This window comes from Acidobacteriota bacterium (assembly GCA_016184105.1).
Taxonomy (GTDB): Bacteria; Acidobacteriota; Vicinamibacteria; order Vicinamibacterales; family 2-12-FULL-66-21; genus JACPDI01.
On record JACPDI010000032.1, the window covers coordinates 44,740 to 64,421 of the forward strand.

Annotated in this window: 15 protein-coding genes; 1 reads left to right on the forward strand and 14 read right to left on the reverse strand. The window is 70.4% G+C overall.

Translation table 11 applies throughout. From position 1 onward, the window contains the following. Positions 1–12: 12 nt before the first annotated feature. The 13 genes from HYU53_12255 to HYU53_12315 form a co-directional block, all read right to left on the reverse strand. The gene (locus HYU53_12255) at positions 13–963 is read right to left on the reverse strand and encodes a hydroxymethylglutaryl-CoA lyase (protein ID MBI2221964.1); all 951 of its coding nucleotides are present in this window, start codon (positions 961–963) and stop codon (positions 13–15) included. Further along, the gene (locus HYU53_12260) at positions 950–1,603 is read right to left on the reverse strand and encodes an isochorismatase family protein (GenBank protein ID MBI2221965.1); all 654 of its coding nucleotides are present in this window, start codon (positions 1,601–1,603) and stop codon (positions 950–952) included. Before HYU53_12260 ends, HYU53_12255 begins: the two co-directional genes overlap by 14 nt. 9 nt (positions 1,604–1,612) lie before the next feature. Beyond that, complete coding sequence (locus HYU53_12265) at positions 1,613–2,833, reverse strand: CoA transferase (protein ID MBI2221966.1); 1,221 nt, start codon at positions 2,831–2,833, stop codon at positions 1,613–1,615. Positions 2,834–2,868: 35 nt separating this feature from the next. Further along, positions 2,869–4,701 (reverse strand): hydantoinase B/oxoprolinase family protein, encoded by a 1,833-nt coding sequence (locus tag HYU53_12270; GenBank protein MBI2221967.1) that lies wholly within the window; start codon positions 4,699–4,701, stop codon positions 2,869–2,871. A gap of 32 nt (positions 4,702–4,733) precedes the next feature. Further along, on the reverse strand, positions 4,734–6,806 hold the full coding sequence (locus HYU53_12275) for a hydantoinase/oxoprolinase family protein (GenBank protein MBI2221968.1): 2,073 nt from the start codon (positions 6,804–6,806) through the stop codon (positions 4,734–4,736). Between the two features lie 13 nt (positions 6,807–6,819). Beyond that, entirely contained in the window at positions 6,820–7,860 is a 1,041-nt protein-coding gene (locus tag HYU53_12280) for a nitrilase (protein ID MBI2221969.1), read from the reverse strand. A 127-nt stretch (positions 7,861–7,987) separates the two neighbouring features. After that, the gene (locus tag HYU53_12285) at positions 7,988–8,785 is read right to left on the reverse strand and encodes a hypothetical protein (protein ID MBI2221970.1); all 798 of its coding nucleotides are present in this window, start codon (positions 8,783–8,785) and stop codon (positions 7,988–7,990) included. A gap of 51 nt (positions 8,786–8,836) precedes the next feature. Beyond that, positions 8,837–9,901, reverse strand: a complete 1,065-nt coding sequence (locus HYU53_12290; protein ID MBI2221971.1) for a hypothetical protein — start codon at positions 9,899–9,901, stop codon at positions 8,837–8,839. Further along, entirely contained in the window at positions 9,898–11,232 is a 1,335-nt protein-coding gene (locus HYU53_12295) for an MFS transporter (protein ID MBI2221972.1), read from the reverse strand. The genes HYU53_12290 and HYU53_12295 overlap by 4 nt, the downstream gene beginning before the upstream one ends. Before the next feature lie 80 nt (positions 11,233–11,312). Next, positions 11,313–13,907, reverse strand: coding sequence for a TonB-dependent receptor (locus HYU53_12300; GenBank protein MBI2221973.1), 2,595 nt, complete (start codon positions 13,905–13,907; stop codon positions 11,313–11,315). 156 nt (positions 13,908–14,063) lie between these two features. Next, entirely contained in the window at positions 14,064–14,429 is a 366-nt protein-coding gene (locus HYU53_12305; protein ID MBI2221974.1) for a hypothetical protein, read from the reverse strand. A 78-nt stretch (positions 14,430–14,507) separates the two neighbouring features. Then, entirely contained in the window at positions 14,508–15,800 is a 1,293-nt protein-coding gene (locus HYU53_12310; GenBank protein MBI2221975.1) for a Rieske 2Fe-2S domain-containing protein, read from the reverse strand. Continuing rightward, positions 15,797–16,867, reverse strand: coding sequence for an alcohol dehydrogenase catalytic domain-containing protein (locus tag HYU53_12315; GenBank protein MBI2221976.1), 1,071 nt, complete (start codon positions 16,865–16,867; stop codon positions 15,797–15,799). The genes HYU53_12310 and HYU53_12315 overlap by 4 nt, the downstream gene beginning before the upstream one ends. 54 nt (positions 16,868–16,921) lie before the next feature. On the opposite strand from HYU53_12315, the gene HYU53_12320 reads away from it, so the two are divergent. Then, the gene (locus tag HYU53_12320) at positions 16,922–18,412 is read left to right on the forward strand and encodes an aldehyde dehydrogenase (protein MBI2221977.1); all 1,491 of its coding nucleotides are present in this window, start codon (positions 16,922–16,924) and stop codon (positions 18,410–18,412) included. A 10-nt stretch (positions 18,413–18,422) separates the two neighbouring features. On the opposite strand, the gene HYU53_12325 is transcribed toward HYU53_12320, so the two are convergent. Beyond that, positions 18,423–19,619: a CoA transferase gene (locus tag HYU53_12325; protein ID MBI2221978.1), complete on the reverse strand. Its 1,197-nt coding sequence runs from the start codon at positions 19,617–19,619 to the stop codon at positions 18,423–18,425. Positions 19,620–19,682 lie beyond the last annotated feature (63 nt).

Consider the following 19,682-nt stretch of genomic DNA (forward strand, 5'->3'; position numbering starts at 1 on the left):
GCCTCCTGGGCCTCACGCCGGCGTCGCGTCGGTCGGGTCGTTCCGGCGGGCGGCCGCCCGCGCGAACGCGGCGGCGCGCGTGCCGGCCGCCAGCACGTGGCTGGGCAGCGGGCGTCCCAGGAACGCCTGGATCTCGCGCGACGCGTTCATGATGGCTTCCACGTCGACGCCCGTGCGGATACCTGTTTCATCGAGCAGGTGCACCAGGTCCTCGGTGGCGATGTTGCCGGTCGCGCCGGCCACCACCGGGCACCCTCCGAGCCCGCCGATCGACGCATCGAACATCGTGACCCCTTCGTCGAGCCCCGCGAGCACGTTGCACAATCCCAGGCCGCGCGTATCGTGCAGGTGAAGCGACCACTCGATCCCGCCGAACTCCCACTGCAGCCGCCGCATCATCCGCGACACGGCCGAGGGGTGCGCGAAGCCGGCCGAATCGGCAATCGAGATGTGCCGGATGCCGATCTCGACCGCGCGCCCGGCCAGCCGCACGACGGCCTCCGGATCGATCGGTCCCTCCAGCGGGCATCCGAACGACACGGCGATCACGAGCTCGACGGGAACCGATGCGGCCTTCGACTTCATCTCCTGCAGCATCGCGACCGACTGATCGACGGTCAGCCCGACGTTGCGGCGGTTGTACGTCTCGCTCGCGCAGATCACCAGCTTCACGGCGTCGGCGCCCGCGGCAATCGCGTTCTCAGCCCCGCGTGCGTTCGGCACCAGCGCGACGCAGACGACGCCCGGGTGCCGCGCGATGCGCCGCATGACCTCGGCGGCGTCGGCCATCTGCGGGATGACCTTCGGGCTGACAAACGACGTCGCCTCGAGCTTCCGGATGCCGGCCGCGATCACCGCGTCGATCGTCTTCACCTTCAGATCGGTCGGGATGAGCTCGCGCTCCATCTGGAAACCGTCGCGCGGGCCGACCTCGACGATCGTCGCCGCCTCAGGAACGTTCATCGCTGCTCCCGGCCGCTCCGGCGAGGTGCTGGAGAACCGCCCGGATCGACACCACGTCGGCGTACTTGCCGTCCAGGTCGAGCAGGTTGGCGCGGTGCGGCCCCGGGGCGCGATCGCCGACGCACTCGCGAGGCACGATCACCCGGTAGCCGTACTGCAGCCCGTCCACCGCCGACGCGCGCACGCACCCGCTCGTCGTCACGCCCGCGACGATGAGGGTGTCGACGCCGCGCGCGGCCAGGTGCGAGGCGAGCGGCGTCCCGAAAAACGCGCTCGCGAACTGCTTCTCGAGCAGCGTCTCGTCCGGGCGCCGGCGCAGGCGCTTGTCGAGCGCCACCCACCGGGACCCGCGCACGAGGTATCGCAGCGAGGGCACCTTCTCGACGAAGACGCCGGCCTCGCGGCACTCGGCGTCGTAGGCCGTGGTCGTGAAGAACACCGGGAGGCCTGCGCGCCGGGCGGCCGCGAGGAGCCGCCGCGTGGCCGAGACTTCCGCGTCGAAGTTGCCGGCCAGCGGCGAGCGCAGGTCGGTGAATCCGACGATCAGGTCGATCACGAGGACCGCCGGCCGCCGGCCGAAGCCGACGCGCCCCAGGAAACCTTTCCGGCGGTACAGCGCGCGCGTGGCATCAGCACTCATGGCCGGTCCTCAGATGACCCCGTCGGCGTGCAGCCGCGACCGTTCTTCGTCGCTGATGCCGAGCAGGTCGCCATAGACTTCGGCATTGTGCGCGCCCAACGCCGGGCCGGCCCAGTCGGTGCCGCCCGGCGTGGCCGAGAAGAACGGCGTGAAGGTCGGCAGCAGCACCGTGTCGGACGGGTCGGAGGGCAGCGGCACGCGCTCGAACAGGCCGCGCGCGCGGAAATGCGGATCGTTGATCTGATCGGCGACCGAGTAAATCGCGCCCGCCGGCACTTCCGCCCGCTCGAGCGCCTCGAGCACCTCGCCGAAGGTGTGGGCGCTGGTCCAGGCGGTAATCGCCTCGTCGATCTCCTGTTCGTACTGCACGCGATCGTTGTTGTGCGCGAAGCGGGGATCGGCCGCCATGTCATCCCGGCCCGCGGCTGTCATCAATCTCCGGAAGATGCTGTCGCCGTTGCCGCCGATGATGATGTACTTGCCGTCCTTGCACGGGTACGTGTTGGTCGGCACGATGCCCGTCAGCTTCGATCCCTGGCGGTCGCGGATGAGGCCCGTCTTGTCGTACTCGGGCACCATCGACTCCATCAGATTGAAGATGCCTTCGTAGATGGCGACGTCGATCACCTGCCCTTCACCCGTGGCCTTCACGTCGCGGTGGTACACCGCCGTCAGGATGCCGAGCGCGGCGTGCAGCCCTGCGATGGTGTCGCCGAGGCTCAGGTTCGGCCGCACCGGGGGGCGATCCGGGAAGCCGCAGACCTGCCGCAGCCCGCCGGCTCCTTCGGCCACCGACGCGTACCCCGGCTTGTGGCTGTACGGGCCGGTCTGTCCCCACCCCGACACGCGGCACATGATCACGCGCGGGTTGATGCGCGTGAGATCCCCGGGGCCGAGTCCCCATTCCTCCATCCGGCCGGGACGGAAGTTTTCGAGCACCACGTCACAGTGCTCGACGAGGCGACGGACGAGGCTGCGCCCTTCCGGTTTGCGGAGGTTCAGCGTCACGCACCGCTTGTTGCGCCCGAGGATGTACCACCACAGGGCGGTACCTTTGTACATCGACCGCCACGTGCGCAGCGGATCGCCGCCGTCGGGCGGCTCCACTTTGATGACGTCCGCACCGAACCACGCCAGCAGCACCGAGGCAAACGGCCCCGCCAGCAACTGCCCCATCTCGAGGATGCGGAGCCCCTCGAGCGGACGCCGTTTGCCGCCTTCCCCAACCATCAACTCGCCCCTTCGTCCCGGAACAGCGGCGAACGTCAGCCGTTCGCCTTTACAATCCCCATCGGTTCCGGTACGGGCCCGAAGGTGAACGTCCCTGCTGCCGGCCGCGACTCGCGGATCTGCCGCCGGCACGCCTCGGTCGCCGCGGCATCCAGCGCGTACGTCTTCTTGTCGACGATGACGCCGTAGTCGCGCCGCGCCTTCTCCACCGAGACCAGCCGGCGCGCCACGTCTGCCGCGACCCGCTCGGCCGGCCGATCCAGCGGATCCTTCCACCCGCCGCCACCTGCCGTCCGGTAGATCAGCCGGTCTCCCTTCTTCACGGGCACCTGGGAGACCTTCGATCGCAGCGGCACTTTCTCGCCGCTGACGCGCACGAGCGTCTTCGTGCTGGGCGCGCCCGGCAGCCCGCCGAGGATCCCCCACGGGTGCGATCGCTCGCGGTCGTCGTGGATGGCGACCTCGCCGTCCGACTCGAACCGGTACACCTTGTGGACGCCGTTGCCGCCGCGGTGGAACCCGGCGCCGCCCGAGTCGATGAGCGATCCGTACTCGAGGACGGTGATCGGGTAGTAGCTCTCGAGGTACTCGCTCGGGATGTTCTCGAAGAGCGGCCACCACGAGTGGGCGTCCATGCCGTCGCCGATCGGCCGCCCCGGAATGCCGCCGAAGGAGATCTCCATCAGGTGGAAGAACTCGCCCGACGCGTCGTACCCGTTGTAGAGCAGGTACGGCGAGGTGCCGTAGCCGGCCGCCGTCGAGAGCTCCGGCGCGCCGTGCCCGAGCGCGCCGCCGAGCACGTCGAACAGCCGCGACAGCGCGTGCGTGCGGCAGCCGAGCGGCGCGGGGAACTTCGGGGAGACCAGCGATCCGTCCGGCATGATGACGTGCAGCAGCGGGTAGAACCCGTCGTTGAAGAGGATCTGGGGGTCGAACACCATGATCAGGTAGACCCCGATGAACATCTTGAACATCTCCTCGTTCAAGAAGAAGTTGATCGGGCCCGGGGCCTGCGGGTCGGTGCCGGTCCAGTCGAAGTAGGCCTGGTCCCCTTTCCGCCAGATCGTCAGCTTCATCTTGTACGGTCCGTTGCCGCGCCCGTCGTCGTCGATGAAGTCCTCGAAGCTGACCTTCTTCTCCGGCAGGTTCTGCAGGATCAACTGGCGCATCATGCGGCGGGTGCGATCGAGCAGCGCCTCGCAGGCGGAGAGGTAGGTCGGCGTGCCGAACCGCCTGCAGATTTCCTTGACGCGCTTCTCCGCCGTCCGGCACGCCGCGATGATCGCCATCAGGTCGAAATAGTTCATCGTCGGCATGCGGCTGTTGTTGAGGATCAGATCGAGCACGTCCTCGTTCAGCTTGCCGCCGGCGAAGAGCTTCACGGGCGGGATGCGCGTGCCCTCCCCGAAGATCGTCGTGGCGTCGGTCGGCAGCGATCCCGACACCGGCCCGCCGATGTCGATCGTGTGGCCGAACTGCGATCCCCAGCCGACCAGCTCGCCGTCGACGAAGATCGGCAGGAGCACCATCCAGTCGTTGATGTGCGAGATCGCCCCCTTGCACTTGTACGGGTCGCTGAGCAGGAAGACGTCCCCCTCGTGGATGCCGCGCTTCCACTCCTGGATGAAGCCGGCGATGTAGGAGCCGAACTGGCCGACGACCATCCGGCCGTCCGGCGTCGCGATCAGCGGGAACCCGTCGTGCTGCTCGCGGATGACCGGCGACATCGCCGACCGGAACAGCGTCGTGTCCATCTCGTGGCGCGCGTTGCGCAGCGCGTTCTCGATGATGTCCAGCGTGATCTTGTCCACGGGCGGGAGTTTCCGGCCCGCCGCCTTGCCTCTTGCCTTTGCCTTTCGCGCCAGCATCGTTGCCATGGCTTCGCTCCTCGTGACGGCGTTCAGCGGCCGTTGCGGTGCCGGACGCCGTCCGGCCAGATCAGGATGTTCTCGTACGGATCCACGTCGCCGTGGTGTCCGGGCAGGATCAACGTCGTCGAGTCGTTCTGGGTGATCACCGCCGGACCCTTGATGCGGTCGCCGGCGCGAAGCGTGTACCGGTCGTAGATCGGCGCCGGCACGGTCTTGCCGCGATAGTGAATCTTGTGCCGCTGCACCGGGTCGGGGCCCGCGCGACGCCCGGTCACCCGCTGCCGCGTCACCTCGACCTTCGGCACGACGCCGATCGCCACCGCGCGGAGGTTCACGACCTCGATGTGGTGGTCGATGTTGAAGCCGTAGTTCTGCTCGTGAACCGCTTTGAACCGCGTGACGACCCGGTCGAAGCCGTCGGTGCGGTCGAGCCACTCGAGCTGCATGTCGATCGGGAACTCATAACCCTGGCGGTGGTACCGCAGATCGATCTGGTACTGGATCTTCCGGTTCTTGGGGGCGATGTTCTCGGCCGCCAGCCACCGCTCGGCCTGCTTGCCCAGTTCCGCGAACTGCCGCTTGGCCGTCGCGCGGTCGAACTCCCCGAGCGTGCGGATGACGGTGCGCGAGAACTCGTTGCGAATGTCGGAGTGCAGGAAGCCGAGCGCCGACAACACGCCCGGCGTCGGCGGGATGATGGACGGCCAGGAGCCGAGCAGGATCGAGAGCGCGTTGGCGTGCAGCGGCCCGGCTCCACCAAGCGCCACCAGCGCGAAGTCCGCCGGGTCGTAGCCGCGCTGCACGGACACCAGCCTCAGCGCCCCGAACATGTTCTCGTTGACGATGTCGTAGATGCCCTCGGCCGCCTGCAGGAGCGAGAGCCCCATCGCGGAGGCAATCTTCTGCACGGCGGCGGCGGCCAGCGCCGGCTGCAGCGGCATCTCGCCCCCGAGCAGCTGCGGCGGCAGGTAGCCGAGCACGACGCTGGCGTCGGTCACCGTGGGCTCCTGCCCGCCGGCGCCGTAGCAGGCGGGCCCCGGCTCGGCGCCGGCCGACTGCGGCCCGACGCGGAGCGCCCCGGTGAGCGGCACGTGCGCGATCGATCCGCCGCCGGCGCCCACCGTTCGCACGTCCACGCTGGGGGCCTTCACCGGGTAGTACCCCACCCGCGTCTCCCGCTGGACGTTCGGCGTGCCGCCGAAGGAGATGGCCACGTCGGTGGACGTGCCGCCCATGTCGAACGACAGGACGTCGCGGAAGCCGGCCAGCTCCCCGATATAGGAGGACGCCACCGCGCCGCCCGACGGGCCGGAGAGCAGCGTGTTGACCGGGCGCTCCGCCGCGGCGTCGAGGCTCATCACCCCACCGTCCGACCGGACGATGCTCATCTTGCCGCGCAGGTGCGCGTCCTGCAGCTTCTGCTTCATCCCGTCGAGGTACAGCCGCATCTTGGGGCGCACGTACGAGTTCATCACCGTCGTGAGCGTGCGCTCGTACTCGCGGAACTCCGGCAGGATGTCGGTCGAGATCGTCACCGGCAGCGACGGGAACATCTCGAGGGCGATGTCGCGCGCCCGCCGCTCGTGCGCCGGGTTGGCGAACGCGTTGATGAGCGAGATCGTGAGCGCCTGGATCCCGCCGTCGTGCAGCTCCTGCGTGACGCGCCGCACTTCCGCCTCGTCGAGCGGCGCACGCTCCTCGCCGCGCGCGCTGACCCGCGCCGACAGCCCGCGCGTCAGCTCGAGCGGCGCGAGCGGATCGGGCTTCTGCATGATGATCCAGCCGGCGAGCGGCCCGGGCGTCTGCCCGCGCGCCACGTGCAGGATCTGCTCGAATCCGCGCGACGTGATCAGGCCGACGCGCGCCCCCTTGCCCTCGAGCACGGCGTTGGTCGCGACGGTCGTGCCGTGCAGGATCAGGCCGATCTCGTTCGGATCGATGCCCGCCTGCTCGGCAATCTTCCGGATGCCGCTCAAGACGCCGACCGACTGGTCGGCCGGTGTCGAGGGAACCTTGGTCAGGTGAAGCTTCCCGCTCCGCTCGTTGTACAGCAGGAAATCCGTGAACGTGCCGCCGACGTCAACACCCAGTCTGTAGCTCATGGCTGTTCAACCTCTAATCTCGTGCGATGAGTCCCCGCTCGACCAGCCGATCGATGGTCCGGCGGTGGGCCTCGACCAGCTGCTCGCGATCGCGAATCCCCTCTGGAAACTGGTCCGGCGGGCAGAACGAGTGCGCCGCGTACATCGGCGCGTACAGCTCGAAGCGCTGGCGCGCGACGACGTTCTGCATCCCGGGGTGGCAACGACGGCGGCGCAGGGCGGCGACGTCGATTTCGGCGTGGGCCGTGACGGTCTCCCCCTGTTCGGCTTCGGCGAGCACCAGCCCGCGGTCGTCGATGATCTTCGAGTGCCCGTCCGCCGAGTGCTCCGGCATCGCGGTGCCGGCTATCCCGGCGGTGTTGGCGGAGATCACGTAGGCGGCGTTCTCGACCGCGCGCGCGACCTTGGCCACCTGCTTCGGCATGCCGGCGTGCCCCGCCACGTCCGACGTCGAGTGGACGAAGATCTCGGCGCCGTGCATCAGGAGGCAGCGCGCGACCTCGGGGTACAGAATCTCCTCCGAGGCGATGGCCGCCAGCCGTCCGAGCGGCGTGTCGGCGACCGGGAACAGCTCGCGGAGCGAATAGCGCTCGCGGTACCGCGTCCACAGGTCGTGCGGCGAGAGCGCGTACAGGCTGTTCAGCCGCCGGTATTTCAGCGCGAGCCCCGCGGGACCGACGATCCAGCTCGCCTGGAAGTACATCCCCGGCCACTCCGGATCCGCCTCGTAGCTGTTGCCGGCGATCCAGATCCCGGTGGCCGCGGAGAAGGCGGCCACGCGATCGATCTCCGGCCCGGGGATGCGGATGCACGCCTTCTCGATCCACGTGGCGGCGGATTCGCCCGCGGGGAACGAGGTCAGGACGTACTCGGGCAGGACCACAAGGCGCAGATCGGAGCCGAGGAACGACGCGGCCGCGCGCGTCGCCGCGAACACCCGCTCGAGCGCGGTGTCGATGTGCCGCTGGCTCGCGGCGCGATCGGGACACCCGTTCACCGCGTGGCACCGGAGCTGCATCGCCAGCGCGCGGTACGGCTGCACCCCCGCGCTCATCGCCGCGCGTCCTCCGCGGTGGCCCGCCCGCCGCAAATCGGGCAACTTGTCATGATGTTATAACAAGTTGACTTGTAGACCAGGACCGGCCGGTTGTCAAGCCGGAGCCGCGGCGCCACGCCCGCATTCACGGCTCGCGCACCCACGACGTGAGCACGTATTCGAGATCCAGCTCTCCCCAGTCGTAGCGCACCAGGATGTCGTCCTCGCCGGTCACCCACACGTCCGACGGCGGCGACGGAACCGCGTCGGACTCGAACCGGTAGTGACGACACGTGAAGGTGCCGGCCGGCACCGTGATCGTCTCCTCCCCGAGCGCGCGCACGCGCAGCGTCTCGAGGCGCCCGAGCGGGCCGTCGGTGCCGTTCCAGCGCGTCGAGGTGTTGTAGACCGGCAGCGCCTGCTCCCCGCCGCGCTCCGCGTCGTAGGCCCAGAACGGCCATCCGTCCAGCATCACGGCGTGCGTCGTCACGTGGAAGCGCGGCGGGACCGGCACGACCTGCACGGTGTGCCCGGTGTCAGCGGTGTCCGTCGTGATGTGAAGCTGGTCTCCGGCCGTGCGGAAGTAGCCGGTGCCGACGAGGCGGTCGCGCAGCTGCAGCCGGACGAAGGCATCGCGCGGCCGGCGGTCCGCGCCGAGCGTGTAGGTGACGTCGCGCACGAACTGCGAGTCGGCGGTCATCGCGACGCTGCGCATCGTGCGAGACCCGTCCCGGTTGCGCGTCAGGCTCCAGTGCTCGACGCCGCGCTCGCGGCCGCTGGAACGCTGCCGGTAGGCAAGCCGGCCGTACTGGTACGACACGCCGGCGGCCGCCGAGACCGTGGGCGCCGGGGCGCCGGGGCGGGGCGTCTGCGCCGCCACGAGCGGCCCGCCCGCCGCCAGGGCGATCAAGAGGAACAGGAAAGGAAGACGGGTTCGCATCATGTCGTGAGCACTCCGTGGTTGGGCGCCGCCGGGGGGTCTCGCCCCCATCGCTCACCGCCGCACCGGTCGTTCGTGAATCTCGATCCGCAGCCCGGCGGGCGACCGCAGGCCGAGCACCCGGCCCTCTCCGAAGATCGTCCGTACCTCGCCGTGCTCGGTCACGGCGCGTCCGGCCCGCGCCGCGGCGGTGCGAATGGGCGCCAGGTCGCGCGCCATGAACGCCACGCCGAGCGCGCCGGTGGCCGGGGGGCGCGCCCGCGCGTAACGGTCCTCTCCGTCCACCCCTTCGTACCGGACGATCTCGATTCGCCCGAACGGCGAACGGCGCGAGCCGAGCAGCCGCATGTCGAGCCCCGCGCCGGGCGGCAGGCCCACCATCTGCTCGATCTCCGGGCCGGTCAGCCGGTGCGCCATCACGAGCGGGAGCCCCAGAACCGACTGGAAGAACTCCGCTTCCACCGCCCCATCGCCGACCACCGTGACAATCGACGAGACGCTCGTGTAGCCCGCGGCCGTGTACGGCAGCCGCTCGCCGACGACCTCGGCGAGCACGATGTTCGTCTCGTCCGGGCCGGGCATCTGGACCTCGCGCACGCGATCGGCGTCGATCGGGTACTCGACCCAGCGCGAGCGGAAGCGATGTCCCAGCGCCAGGAGTTCCTCGTACCGGTCCGGGAGATCGCGGGCGCGCACGTCCAGGTTCTTTGGCGCGCGCGCGGTGGGCGCCGCGCCGGCGCGGACCGGCGCCTCGGGATCGCGGAACTGCACGAAGTGAATGCGCCCGCACGCCTCGCCCGGCAGCCCCACGAGCGCCTGCGCGACGATGCGATCGGGCGCGAGCCCCCAGAGCCGCGCCAGCTCCGGATCGGCGCCGCGCCGCTCGGCGATGACCGTCAGGCCAAAGCGCCGGACCCACAGGTCGAGCGCGCGCTCGAGGTCGGCCACGCCGACGGTGATGTGCGAGGCCGCCTCGCCGATCACCACGGGCGAGTCCGCCGCGTGCAGCATGGCGATAGCCGTCAGCGCCACCAGGACCGCCGCCGTGGACGCGGCGCAGTGCCCCGCGCCCGCGTGGGGCGCCATCTGGGGCGGGCGGACGGGGGAGCGGCCGGTCACGCGCGAGGCGCCGCCAGCGCCTCGTCCTCGCGAACGCCGATCGGATCCGCGGGGAGCAGGAGAAAGAACATGCCTGAGACGAAGATCGGCAGGATGCCGCAGATGGTGTACGCGAGCGGCCAGCCGAGATGCGCCACCGCGTACGACAGCGCGAGCGGGCCGCTCGCCACGCCGAGATTCACCGCGAGCGAGCCGGAGAAGGTCACACCGGTGGCGCGCAGGCGGGCGGGAAAATTCTCGGCGATGAAGGTGAATTTCACCGCCGTGGTCCCGTAGAAGAAGACCGTCATCAGGCAGAAGGCCACCGCGGTCGCCGCCCACGACTCGGTCCACCAGATGAGCGCCGCGAACGCCACCGACCCGAGCCACGCCCAGACGATGATCGTGTTGCGGCGCTTCATCACGAACTCGCCGACGATCGCCGCGAGCACGTAGCCGATGGCCCCGATCCCGTACGACCAGCCGACCAGCCACACGGAATCGGCCGGAGCCCACCCGCGGTATTCCTGGAAGTACGCAGTCAGGAGGATCGTGGACCCGTACGCGAACACGTGGAAGTACTCGCCGAGAAACAGCACGACGGTGCGGAAGCGCATGTCGGGCGCGAACAGGTCGCGCATCGACGGCTGGACCGCGACGCCGCCGCCCTCCACCGCCGCGCTGCGCGCCGCCTTCGCCGCCTCGAACGCCGGCGTCTCCCGCAGGTACCGCCGAATCACCCAGAGGTACGGCACGCTGAGCAGGCTGACGAAGAACACCTGCCGCCAGCTCCAGCGGACCATCACGAACACGGCCAGCTGCGAGGCGAGGAACCACCCGATCGGATAGCCGATCTGCAGGATGCCGGTCAGCAGGCCGCGGTACCGCGGCGGCGACTCCTCGACGACGATCGTGCCGACGACGGGCGACATGATGCCGCCCATCGCGAAGCCGGTCGTGCGCAGCACCACCATCGACCAGGTGCTGCGCGCCCAGTACATGGCCGTGACGAAGAGCGATCCGACCAGCATCGACGTGCTGAACACCGCCTTCCGTCCGGCACGATCGGTGAGCACGCCGAGGGAGGCGATGCCGAGCCCGGCGAGGCTGTACGTCACGGCAATGTACCAGCCGCGCTCGATCACCGACCAGCCGAGTTCCTTCGAGATCTGCGGGAGGACGAAGGCGAAGAGCGCCTGGTCCATGTTCTCGAGGCTGACGCCCGCGAGGCAGATCAGGAACGCGCGCGCCGGGTAGCCGCGGACGGCGCTCCACAGCCCCTCGGCCGCCGGCGGGTGGGACGGGACGGCGGTGGCCGCCGCGGGCATGCGGATCGGGTTGGCTTCAGACATCCAGAGGGCTCAGGGACGACACGTGCGGGACGCCCGGGTTCGGGCCGGGCGCCCCGCATGGGATTATCCGTCGCGCCGGCTCAGTTGAACGCGTAGCGGATCGTCACGCTGACGCGGCGCGGCGGGTTCAGGTAGACCGACTGGAACCTCAGCGGCGCGCCGAACGTGAAGCTGCCGATCTGATACTGCTCGTCCCAGATGTTCTCCACGACCCCCGTGACCCGCACGCGGCCGTTCCGCGTCTCGTAGGCCACCGACAGATCCCCGATCTGGAACCCGTCTTCCGACCCCGCCTCGGGGTTGCAGAACGAGTGGTAGAACTTCGTCTTGCCGCTCACGGTGCCGGCGATCGACCAGGAGCCGTTCAGCAACGCCTGGGGGAACATGTACACGCCGGTCAGGCTGTAGCTCTGGTGCGGCGACATCTTCAGCTCCAGCTTCTTGCTCCCGGTGCCGTACGGCGCGCAGTCCACCGCCTGGTTGAAGTTCACCGACGTGAATTCGGTGCGCAGCAGCGACAGCTGGCCGCTCAATTCGAGCCCCTGCACCGGGGTCGCCCGGGCCTCCAGCTCGAGCCCCTTCGTCTGCACGTCGCCGATGGTGAAGCGGCGGAAATTCCCTTCCGGATCCGTGCCGCTCCCCTGCAGATCTTTCCAGTCGTTCAGGAACGCGGCCAGGTTCACGCGCAGCCGGTGCTGCAGCCAGTCGCTCTTGATGCCCCCTTCGTAGGTCCAGAGGGTCTCCTGCGAGATCGGCTGCAGGAACGGGATCTGGCCGGCGGTCATGTTGCGGCCGTCGAACGCGCCGGACTTGAATCCCCGGCTCGCGCTCGCATACAGCATCTGGCCCCCCGAGAACGCGTAGTCCACCGCGAAACGCGGCGTCAGGCCGCTGAACGACGGCGTGAGGAACCGCTCGACCGCGCCGGTGCGCGCGCCCGCCGGATCGGTGGGCAGGCACGCCCGGCTGGCGCCGTGGAGCGAACGGCCGTCGGCCGAGTAGCAGGCCAGCACCGGCGCGCCGCTCGCCTGCAGCAGGTGGTGCGCGTAGTCCTTCTTGTCGTCGGTGTACCGCACCCCGATCGTCGCCGACAGACCGGAGGTCGGCTGCACGGTCACGTTGCCGTAGACGGCGTTGCTGTCGGTGGTCAGCGCCACGTCCGAGTAGTTGCCGCCGCGCGCCGCGCGGAAGACCAGGTTCTCGGTAATCTGCCGGTTCCGCTCGTGGAAGTAGAAGTACCCGCCGATCACCCGAACGTGCGGGCCGAGCTGCCCTGAGACCTGCAACTCCTGGCTCCACTGCTCCTGCTTCTGATCCTGGTACAGGTGGAAGAGCGGCAGCTTCGCGAGCGCCGTGCCGGCCGGGAAGGTGTTGTTGCCCACCTGCCCGTCGGCATCGACGAGGAACAGGTTGTACATGTTCCGGTACGCCGTCACCGACTTGAGGACGTAGTTGTCGCCGATGGCGTAGCTGATCGTGCTCGATGCACCGCGCTGGAAGATGTCGTTGAGCGGGTTCGTCAGGTCGGAGGCCAGCGTGTGGACGTCGGTGTCGCCGTCGACCTGCTGCGCGAGGTCATGGTTGCCCATGCCGGCGCCGTTGACGACCGGCGGCTGCGCGATGAGCCCGAGCGCATAGCCGGGCGTCGAGCGCTCCTGCAGGTAGTCGCCGACGAGCAGGATGTTGAAGTTCGGCACCGGCAGGAGCCGGATCGACGCGCGGCCGCCCCACAGGTCCTGGTCGTTCACCTTCCGGCCGTCAACGATGTTCCGGTCGTAGCCCTCGTGGTAGCGGCGCATGCCGGCGATCTGGAGGCTCGTCTTGCCCCCGGCGATCGGCACGCTGACCGACCCCTTGAAGTCCGCCTGCGTGTACTGGCCGAAGGTGCCTTCGAGGTGCGCCATCACCTTGTTGCCGGGCTGTTTGCTCACCAGCTTGATCGCGCCGGCGCTCGTGTTCCGTCCGTAGAGGGTCCCCTGCGGGCCGCGAAGCACCTCGATCCGATCGACGTCGTACAGGTCGAACTGCGCCCCGATCTGCCGCGGGATGTACACGTCATCGACGTAGATGCCGACCGGCGTGTCGGACGTGAAGAACGACTCGTCCTCGCCGATGCCTCGAATCGCCGCGCGCGAGCCGCTCGACGTCCCGGTGTTCTTCTCCATCCACAGGTTGGGTGTCTGATACGAGACCTGCTGGACGTTGGCCACCCGCTGGACCTCGAGGGCGCGGGACGTGAGCGCGGTGACCGACACCGGCACCTTCTGCAGGTTCGCCTCGACGCGCTCGGCGGTCACCGTCACTTCCTCGACCGCGAGGGCGAAGAACTGGACCGGCGGCGTGCCCGTCGGGTCGAACACGAGCTGCACGTTGCCGTTCAGCGGCAGGTCCACTTCCGCCTCGTACTTCTTGTCCTCGTAGGCAAACACGACCGTCTGCGGCCCGGCACCGGACGGCCTGACCGTCGTGTCGCCGCGAAAGACGTGGGTCTCCGCCTTGCCATCCGGTGTGGTGAAAGTCACGGTGACCTCGCCGCGGGGCACCACGGAGATGTTCACCGTGGCGCTGGCCCGCGCAGGAGCCGCCGCCAGCAGCACGCCGCCCGTCACGAGCAACCCCGCGACCAGGCGCGCGGCACGCCGCCCGCCCGCGGCGATGCGCAAGTTCTTCGACATGGTCCGCCTCCCCTGAGCGTTCATAGAGCCGTAATTGTCACGTTGTTATGACAACAGGAGCCTTTACCACGTGGCGGCGGTTTGTCAAGACCTTTGAGAACCCGCCGCCCCGGGGCGTGCGCCGCGCCCAAGACCCCTCTGTTGGCGCCCTTCACGCTAACTGCCGGTGCGGGACGGCTCGGTCGCGAGCGACGCCAGCACGTATTCCAGATCCGTTTCCCCCCAGTCGTACCGCACGAGGAGGCGGCTGTCCCCCGTGACCCACACCTCGGAGGTCGGCGACTGCACCCAGTCCGAATCCAGCCGGTAGCGCTGGCACGGGAAGACGCCGGCCGGAACGGTGACCGATTCGTCACCGACGTACCGGAAGCGAACCGTCTCCATGCGGCCCAGCGGGCCGTCCGTGCCGTTCCACTTGCTCGACGTGTTGTACACGGTCAGGATCTGCTCGCCGCCGCGCTGATGGTCGTAGACCCAGGACGGCCACCCGTCGAAGATCACTGCGTGCGGGTGCTTCGACATGTCGCCCTCCTCGTGGGACAGTCGACCGGTTGTCCTATTGTTATAAGAAGCGCACATTAACCGCCGCACCCGCCCCTGTCAAGCGGAATCGCGCTTCCGGAGGCAGACCTGCCCGCCTATGACGCGCGCCGCGCACGGGCGCGCAGCCACCCCCTCGCCCCCTTCGACCTTCGCGGTCGCCAGATCGATCACCCACCCGTGCCAGGGGCACACCACCCTCCGCCCCGTCACGGTGCCGGCCGACAGCGGCGCGCCCAGGTGCGGGCAGCGATCTTCCAGCGCCACCACCGCGCCGGCGATCCGCGTCAGCGCCACGCGCCCGACCTCGGGTCGCGCCACCACCGTGAGGCGCCCTTCCGTCACGTCGCCCGCGTCGAGCACGGGCACGAACGCCGCGGCGGGTGACGGGTCGTAAATCTCGAGGACCGCGCCGTCCGGCGATCGAAACGACGAGGTCCTCACGCGACCGAGGGGAGGCACCAGCCCGTCGGCGGGCGGCGCGATCTCGGCCGCGCCGTTGAGCAGCGCCAGCGCGTGGCGCCGGTCGACATCGTCGGTTTCGAACGTCATCACGCGCACGCCGCGCGCCGACGGCGCGGCGTGGGCGGAAAGGGATCGCGAGTCGGCGACGCGAGGCCCCTCGTACGCGACGAGCCCGACCTTGCCTCCGACCGCCGCCGGCGGGCCGATGAACGACATGCGGAGGCGGGTCTCCGGCGGGAGGCCGAGCGCCGCGACGAGCCCGGCGTCATCGACCACCGTTTCGGCCGCCGGCACACAATCGAAGACTCTCGCGTAGAACCGGACCGCGGCGTCGTAGTCGGAGACGATCTGGGTCGCCGCCGCGACTTCCGTGAACGCCGCGTCGCGCGATGATTCGCCGAAGGCGCGCCGCGGAACGCGGCTCATGCCGGCGAGGCTGACTTTCACGCCATCGGGCGTCGGCAGGTGCGCCTCTGTGGCTGTCACGCGGCTGCCCCACGACAATGGGTAGGTGACCGGCGGAGCGAGAAACCGTTCGCCCGCGGCGACGAACCGCTCGTAGGCGCCCGGCACGTCGTCGGTGAAGAAGTCGAGGTTCTTCACGTACCCGTGGTCGTACGTCCTCGCGCCATCGGTGATCGCCGGAGGGTTCCCCGACTCGAACCGGACCAGCCGCACGGCGCCGGATCGCGCGCCGGGCTGTTCCAGGCACGCGATCGCCAGCGGCGTATCCGAGGGAAGCGCCCAACGGCGCGCGACCGCGGCGCCCTCATCTCCCTCCAGCCGGTAGGCGGCGACCTCGCGCATCCCGAGCAGCCCGGCGTAGAGCCGGCGGGCGCGCTCGAGGTCTGCAGTGACGATGGTGACGGCGCGGACTTCTGAAATCATCGGCTCCCCTTCGTGTCGAGAATGTGTGCGTCGCCGCGCCAGTCGCTGAGGTCCAGCACCGCGCGGACGACCCGGTCGGGAGAGGTGGAGATCAACGCGAACGCCTCGGCGGCACACCCGGCGGGAGCGTGATGCGTGATGAGCGGGCCGGGATCGACCTCGCCGGCGGCCACCGCGGCGATTGCTTCGGGGTACAAGCCGCGGCCCCCCTTCGCCGCGCGCACCTCGATCTCGCGCGTGAGGATGGTGACGGCGGACACCTCGACCGCCCCGCCGACGAGGACGACCGTTCCTCCCGGCCGCACCGTCCGTTCGATGAGCGCGGCGGCGGAAGGATGGCCGGAGGTCTCGACGATGACGCACCACGGATCGGCGCCGGTCTCCTCGGGGGTCCGCACGTCGGTGACGCCGCAGCGCCGCGCCGCGATCCGCCGGCGCTCGAGCGGCTCGACGAGCGCGACGCGGCGGCCGTCGCGCGCGAGCAGGCACGCGGCCACGATGCCGATGGGTCCGCCACCGATGACGAGCGCCGCGCCGGGGCGGTCCGCGATCTGCTCGCGGAGATGCAGCCCCACCGCGACCGGCTCCAGCACGGTGGCCGTCGCATCGCTCACCGAATCCGGCAGCGGGATGGCGCGCCGCGCCGGCACCACCACCGCCTCGGCGAACGCGCCGGGCGCGGTCATGCCCATGTAGGTGGCCGCGGCGCACAGGTGGGTGTCGCCGCGCGCGCAGGCGCCGCAGAGCGCGCCGGGCACGGCCGCGCGGGCGCAGCACGCGGCGGGGTCGATCGTGACGCGCGTCCCCGGCTGCGGGCTTTCGACACCCGCTCCCACCGACTCGATGACGCCGGCCACGTCGTGTCCCGGCACGATCGGCAGCACGCCCGCCGCGCCGCGGTACACGTGCAGGTCCGTTCCGCAGATGCCGCCGGCGCCGAGCGCGACGCGCACCTCTCCGGGCCCGGGCTCCCTCACCGGGATGTCCGCGATCTCCACGCGGCCGGGCGCCGTGATCCGGATCGCGCGCGCGGCGCGGCCGGGGGCCGGGAACGAACCTCTTGACATTGTTATATTAATATGACATTTTCCGCGCGTTTGCGCACCTGGAGAGATTCAGCCATGGCCCCCACGTCCGCACCGACGCTCCCCACCCTGTCCCCCGCGCTGCTGCACATCGACGGCCGGACGCGCGAGGGGCGCGGCGCCGCGATCACGACGCGATGCCCGGCGACCGCGGAGCCGCTCGTCACGTTCCCGGCCGCGAGCGACGAGGATCTCGATGCGGCGATCGCGGCGGCGCGCCGGACGTTCGATGAGGGCACGTGGCGCGACGCCGCGCCGGAACGGCGCGCGGCGATCCTGTCCGACGCCGCCGACCGGCTCGCCGCGCGTCACGAGGAGCTCGTGCGGCTCATCGTCGCCGACAACGGCAAGACGCTCGGCGAGGCCGCCATCGACGTGCTCTCCGCGGTGGGGGTGCTCCGTGCGGCGGCGCAGCATGCGGGCCATCCCACCGTCACCGAGATGGGCGAGGAGCGAGGGGTCCGCAAGCAGATCCGGCGCGAGCCGATTGGCGTGGTCGCCGGCATTACCCCGTTCAACGCCCCCATCGCGTTCACCGCGCTGAAGGCCGCGCCGGCGCTCGCCGCGGGCAACTCGGTCGTGCTCAAGCCGTCCGAGCGCGCGCCGCTCGCGCCGCTCGCCGTGTGCGAGGCGCTCGCCGCTGCCGGGGCGCCGGCCGGCGTCGTCAATCTCGTGCAGGGCGACACGGCCACCGCGGCCGCCCTCGCCGGCGATCCCCGCGTGGATCTCGTGTCGCTGACCGGCGGCACGCCGGCCGGCGAGGCGGTGATGCGCGCCGCCGCGCCGGCGATCAAGCGCGTCGTTCTCGAGCTTGGAGGCAAGTCGGCACACATCCTTCTTGAGGACGCGGATCTCGAGGCCGCGATTCCCGCCGTCGCGGGGGGCATCTTCAAGAACGCCGGCCAGCGCTGCCTGTCCGGCTCGCGGCTGCTGGTCGACGCGTCGATCGCCGACGAGGTCGAGGCGCGTATCGCGGCGTTCGCCGATCGCCTCATCGTCGGCGACCCGCTCGACCCGGCGACCCAAGTGGGCGCGATGATCGACGGCCGTGCCGTCGAGGACGTGGCGGCGTTTGTCGCGCGGGCGCGCGGCGACGGGCTCGCGGTCGCGGCCGGCGGGCGCCGTGTCGCCGAACTGGCTCCCGGCTCCTTCTTCCGCCCCACGGTGATGACCGGCGCGAACCGCGGCAGCCGCGCGGCGCAGGACGAAATCTTCGGTCCCGTCCTGACGGTGATCCGGGTGAACGGGCCGGAGGAGGCGGTCGCCGTCGCCAACGACAGCCGCTACGGCCTGGCGGCGGGCATCTGGTCGCGCGACGTCGATCGGGCCGCGGCGATGGCGCGGCGCATTCGCGCCGGGTACGTCTGGATCAACACCTACGCCGCCATCTTCGGCGACATGCCGTTCGGCGGCTTCAAGCGGTCGGGACTGGGGCGCGAAGGGGGCGTGGTCGGGTACGAGGCCTACACCGAGCTGAAGAGCGTCCTGGCGGACACGACCGGCGGGACGACGGCGTTGCGATTCTGACACGGCGGCCTCAGGCCGGCTCGCGGGTCGCCCCCGATTGCAGCATGGCCGCAATCGCGTCGTCATCGAGGCCGGCTTCGCGCAGCACCTCGCGGCTGTGCTCGCCGAGCCGCGGCGGCAGCCGGCGCACGTCGCCCGGAGAGACCGAGAACGACATCGGGATCCCCGGCATGTTCAGCCGCCCCTCGGTGGGATGCTCGAACTGCTGCCAGAAACCGGTCGCGACGAGGTGCTCGTCGGCGAGCAGATCGTCGAGCGAGTTGACGATCATGGTCGGCACGTTCGTGCGCCCGAGGATGTCGAGCCACTCGGCGGTCGTGCGCTGCTCGAGGATGCGGCCGGTCTCGGCGTAGACGTCGTCGATGTGCGCGAGGCGGAGACTGAGCGTGGCGAACCGGGGATCGGCGCCGAGTTCCGGCCGCCCGGCGACCTCACAGAAGGAGCGCCAGTGCTCGTTGAGGTATGGCAGGACGGCCAGGTAGCCGTCCTTGGTGCGATAGGGGCGGCGATGGGGGCTGAGCAGACGCGTGTAGCCGACCGTGCCCTCGGCCGGCTCGAACACGCGCCCGAACAGGTGCTCTGCCATCACGTACGAGACGAGCGTCTCGTACATGGGCACTTCGATCTCCTGCCCCTCGCCGTGGCGCTCCCGGTGGAACAGCGCCGCGACGACCGCGCCGACGACCGCGAGCGCGGTGGTCTTGTCGGCGACGATCGTCGGCAGGTAGCGCGGGTCCTCGCCGATCATCGTCGGCAGCATGGCGATGCCGCTCGCCGCCTGGATCGAATCGTCGTAGGCGGCGCGGTCGCGGTACGGGCCCCGGCGGCTGTACCCGTACGTGCCGCAGAAGACGATCGTCGGGTTGACGCGGCGGACGGCGTCGTAGTCGAGGCCGAGGCGTGTCAGCGCGGCCGGGCGGTAATTGTGGACGAGCACGTCGGCGCCGGCGGCCAGGCGCAGCAGCGCGTCGCGGCCGGCGGGCTGCTTGAGGTCGAGCACGACGCTCCGCTTGTTGCGGTTGCACGTCAGGAACAGCGCCGACATGCCGGCGTGGCGCGACGGCCCGAGCTGGCGGTTGCTGTCGCCGCCGGGGGGCTCGACCTTGATCACGTCGGCGCCCATGTCGCCGAGGATCTGGCAGGCCCACGGGCCCAGGACCACGCTGGTCAGCTCCAGCACGCGCACGCCGTCGAGGGGTCCCGCCATCGCTCACCCGTCCCAGGGCGCGGCGCCGCGGGGCGCGCGCCCATTTTGTACTGTTGTTATTAC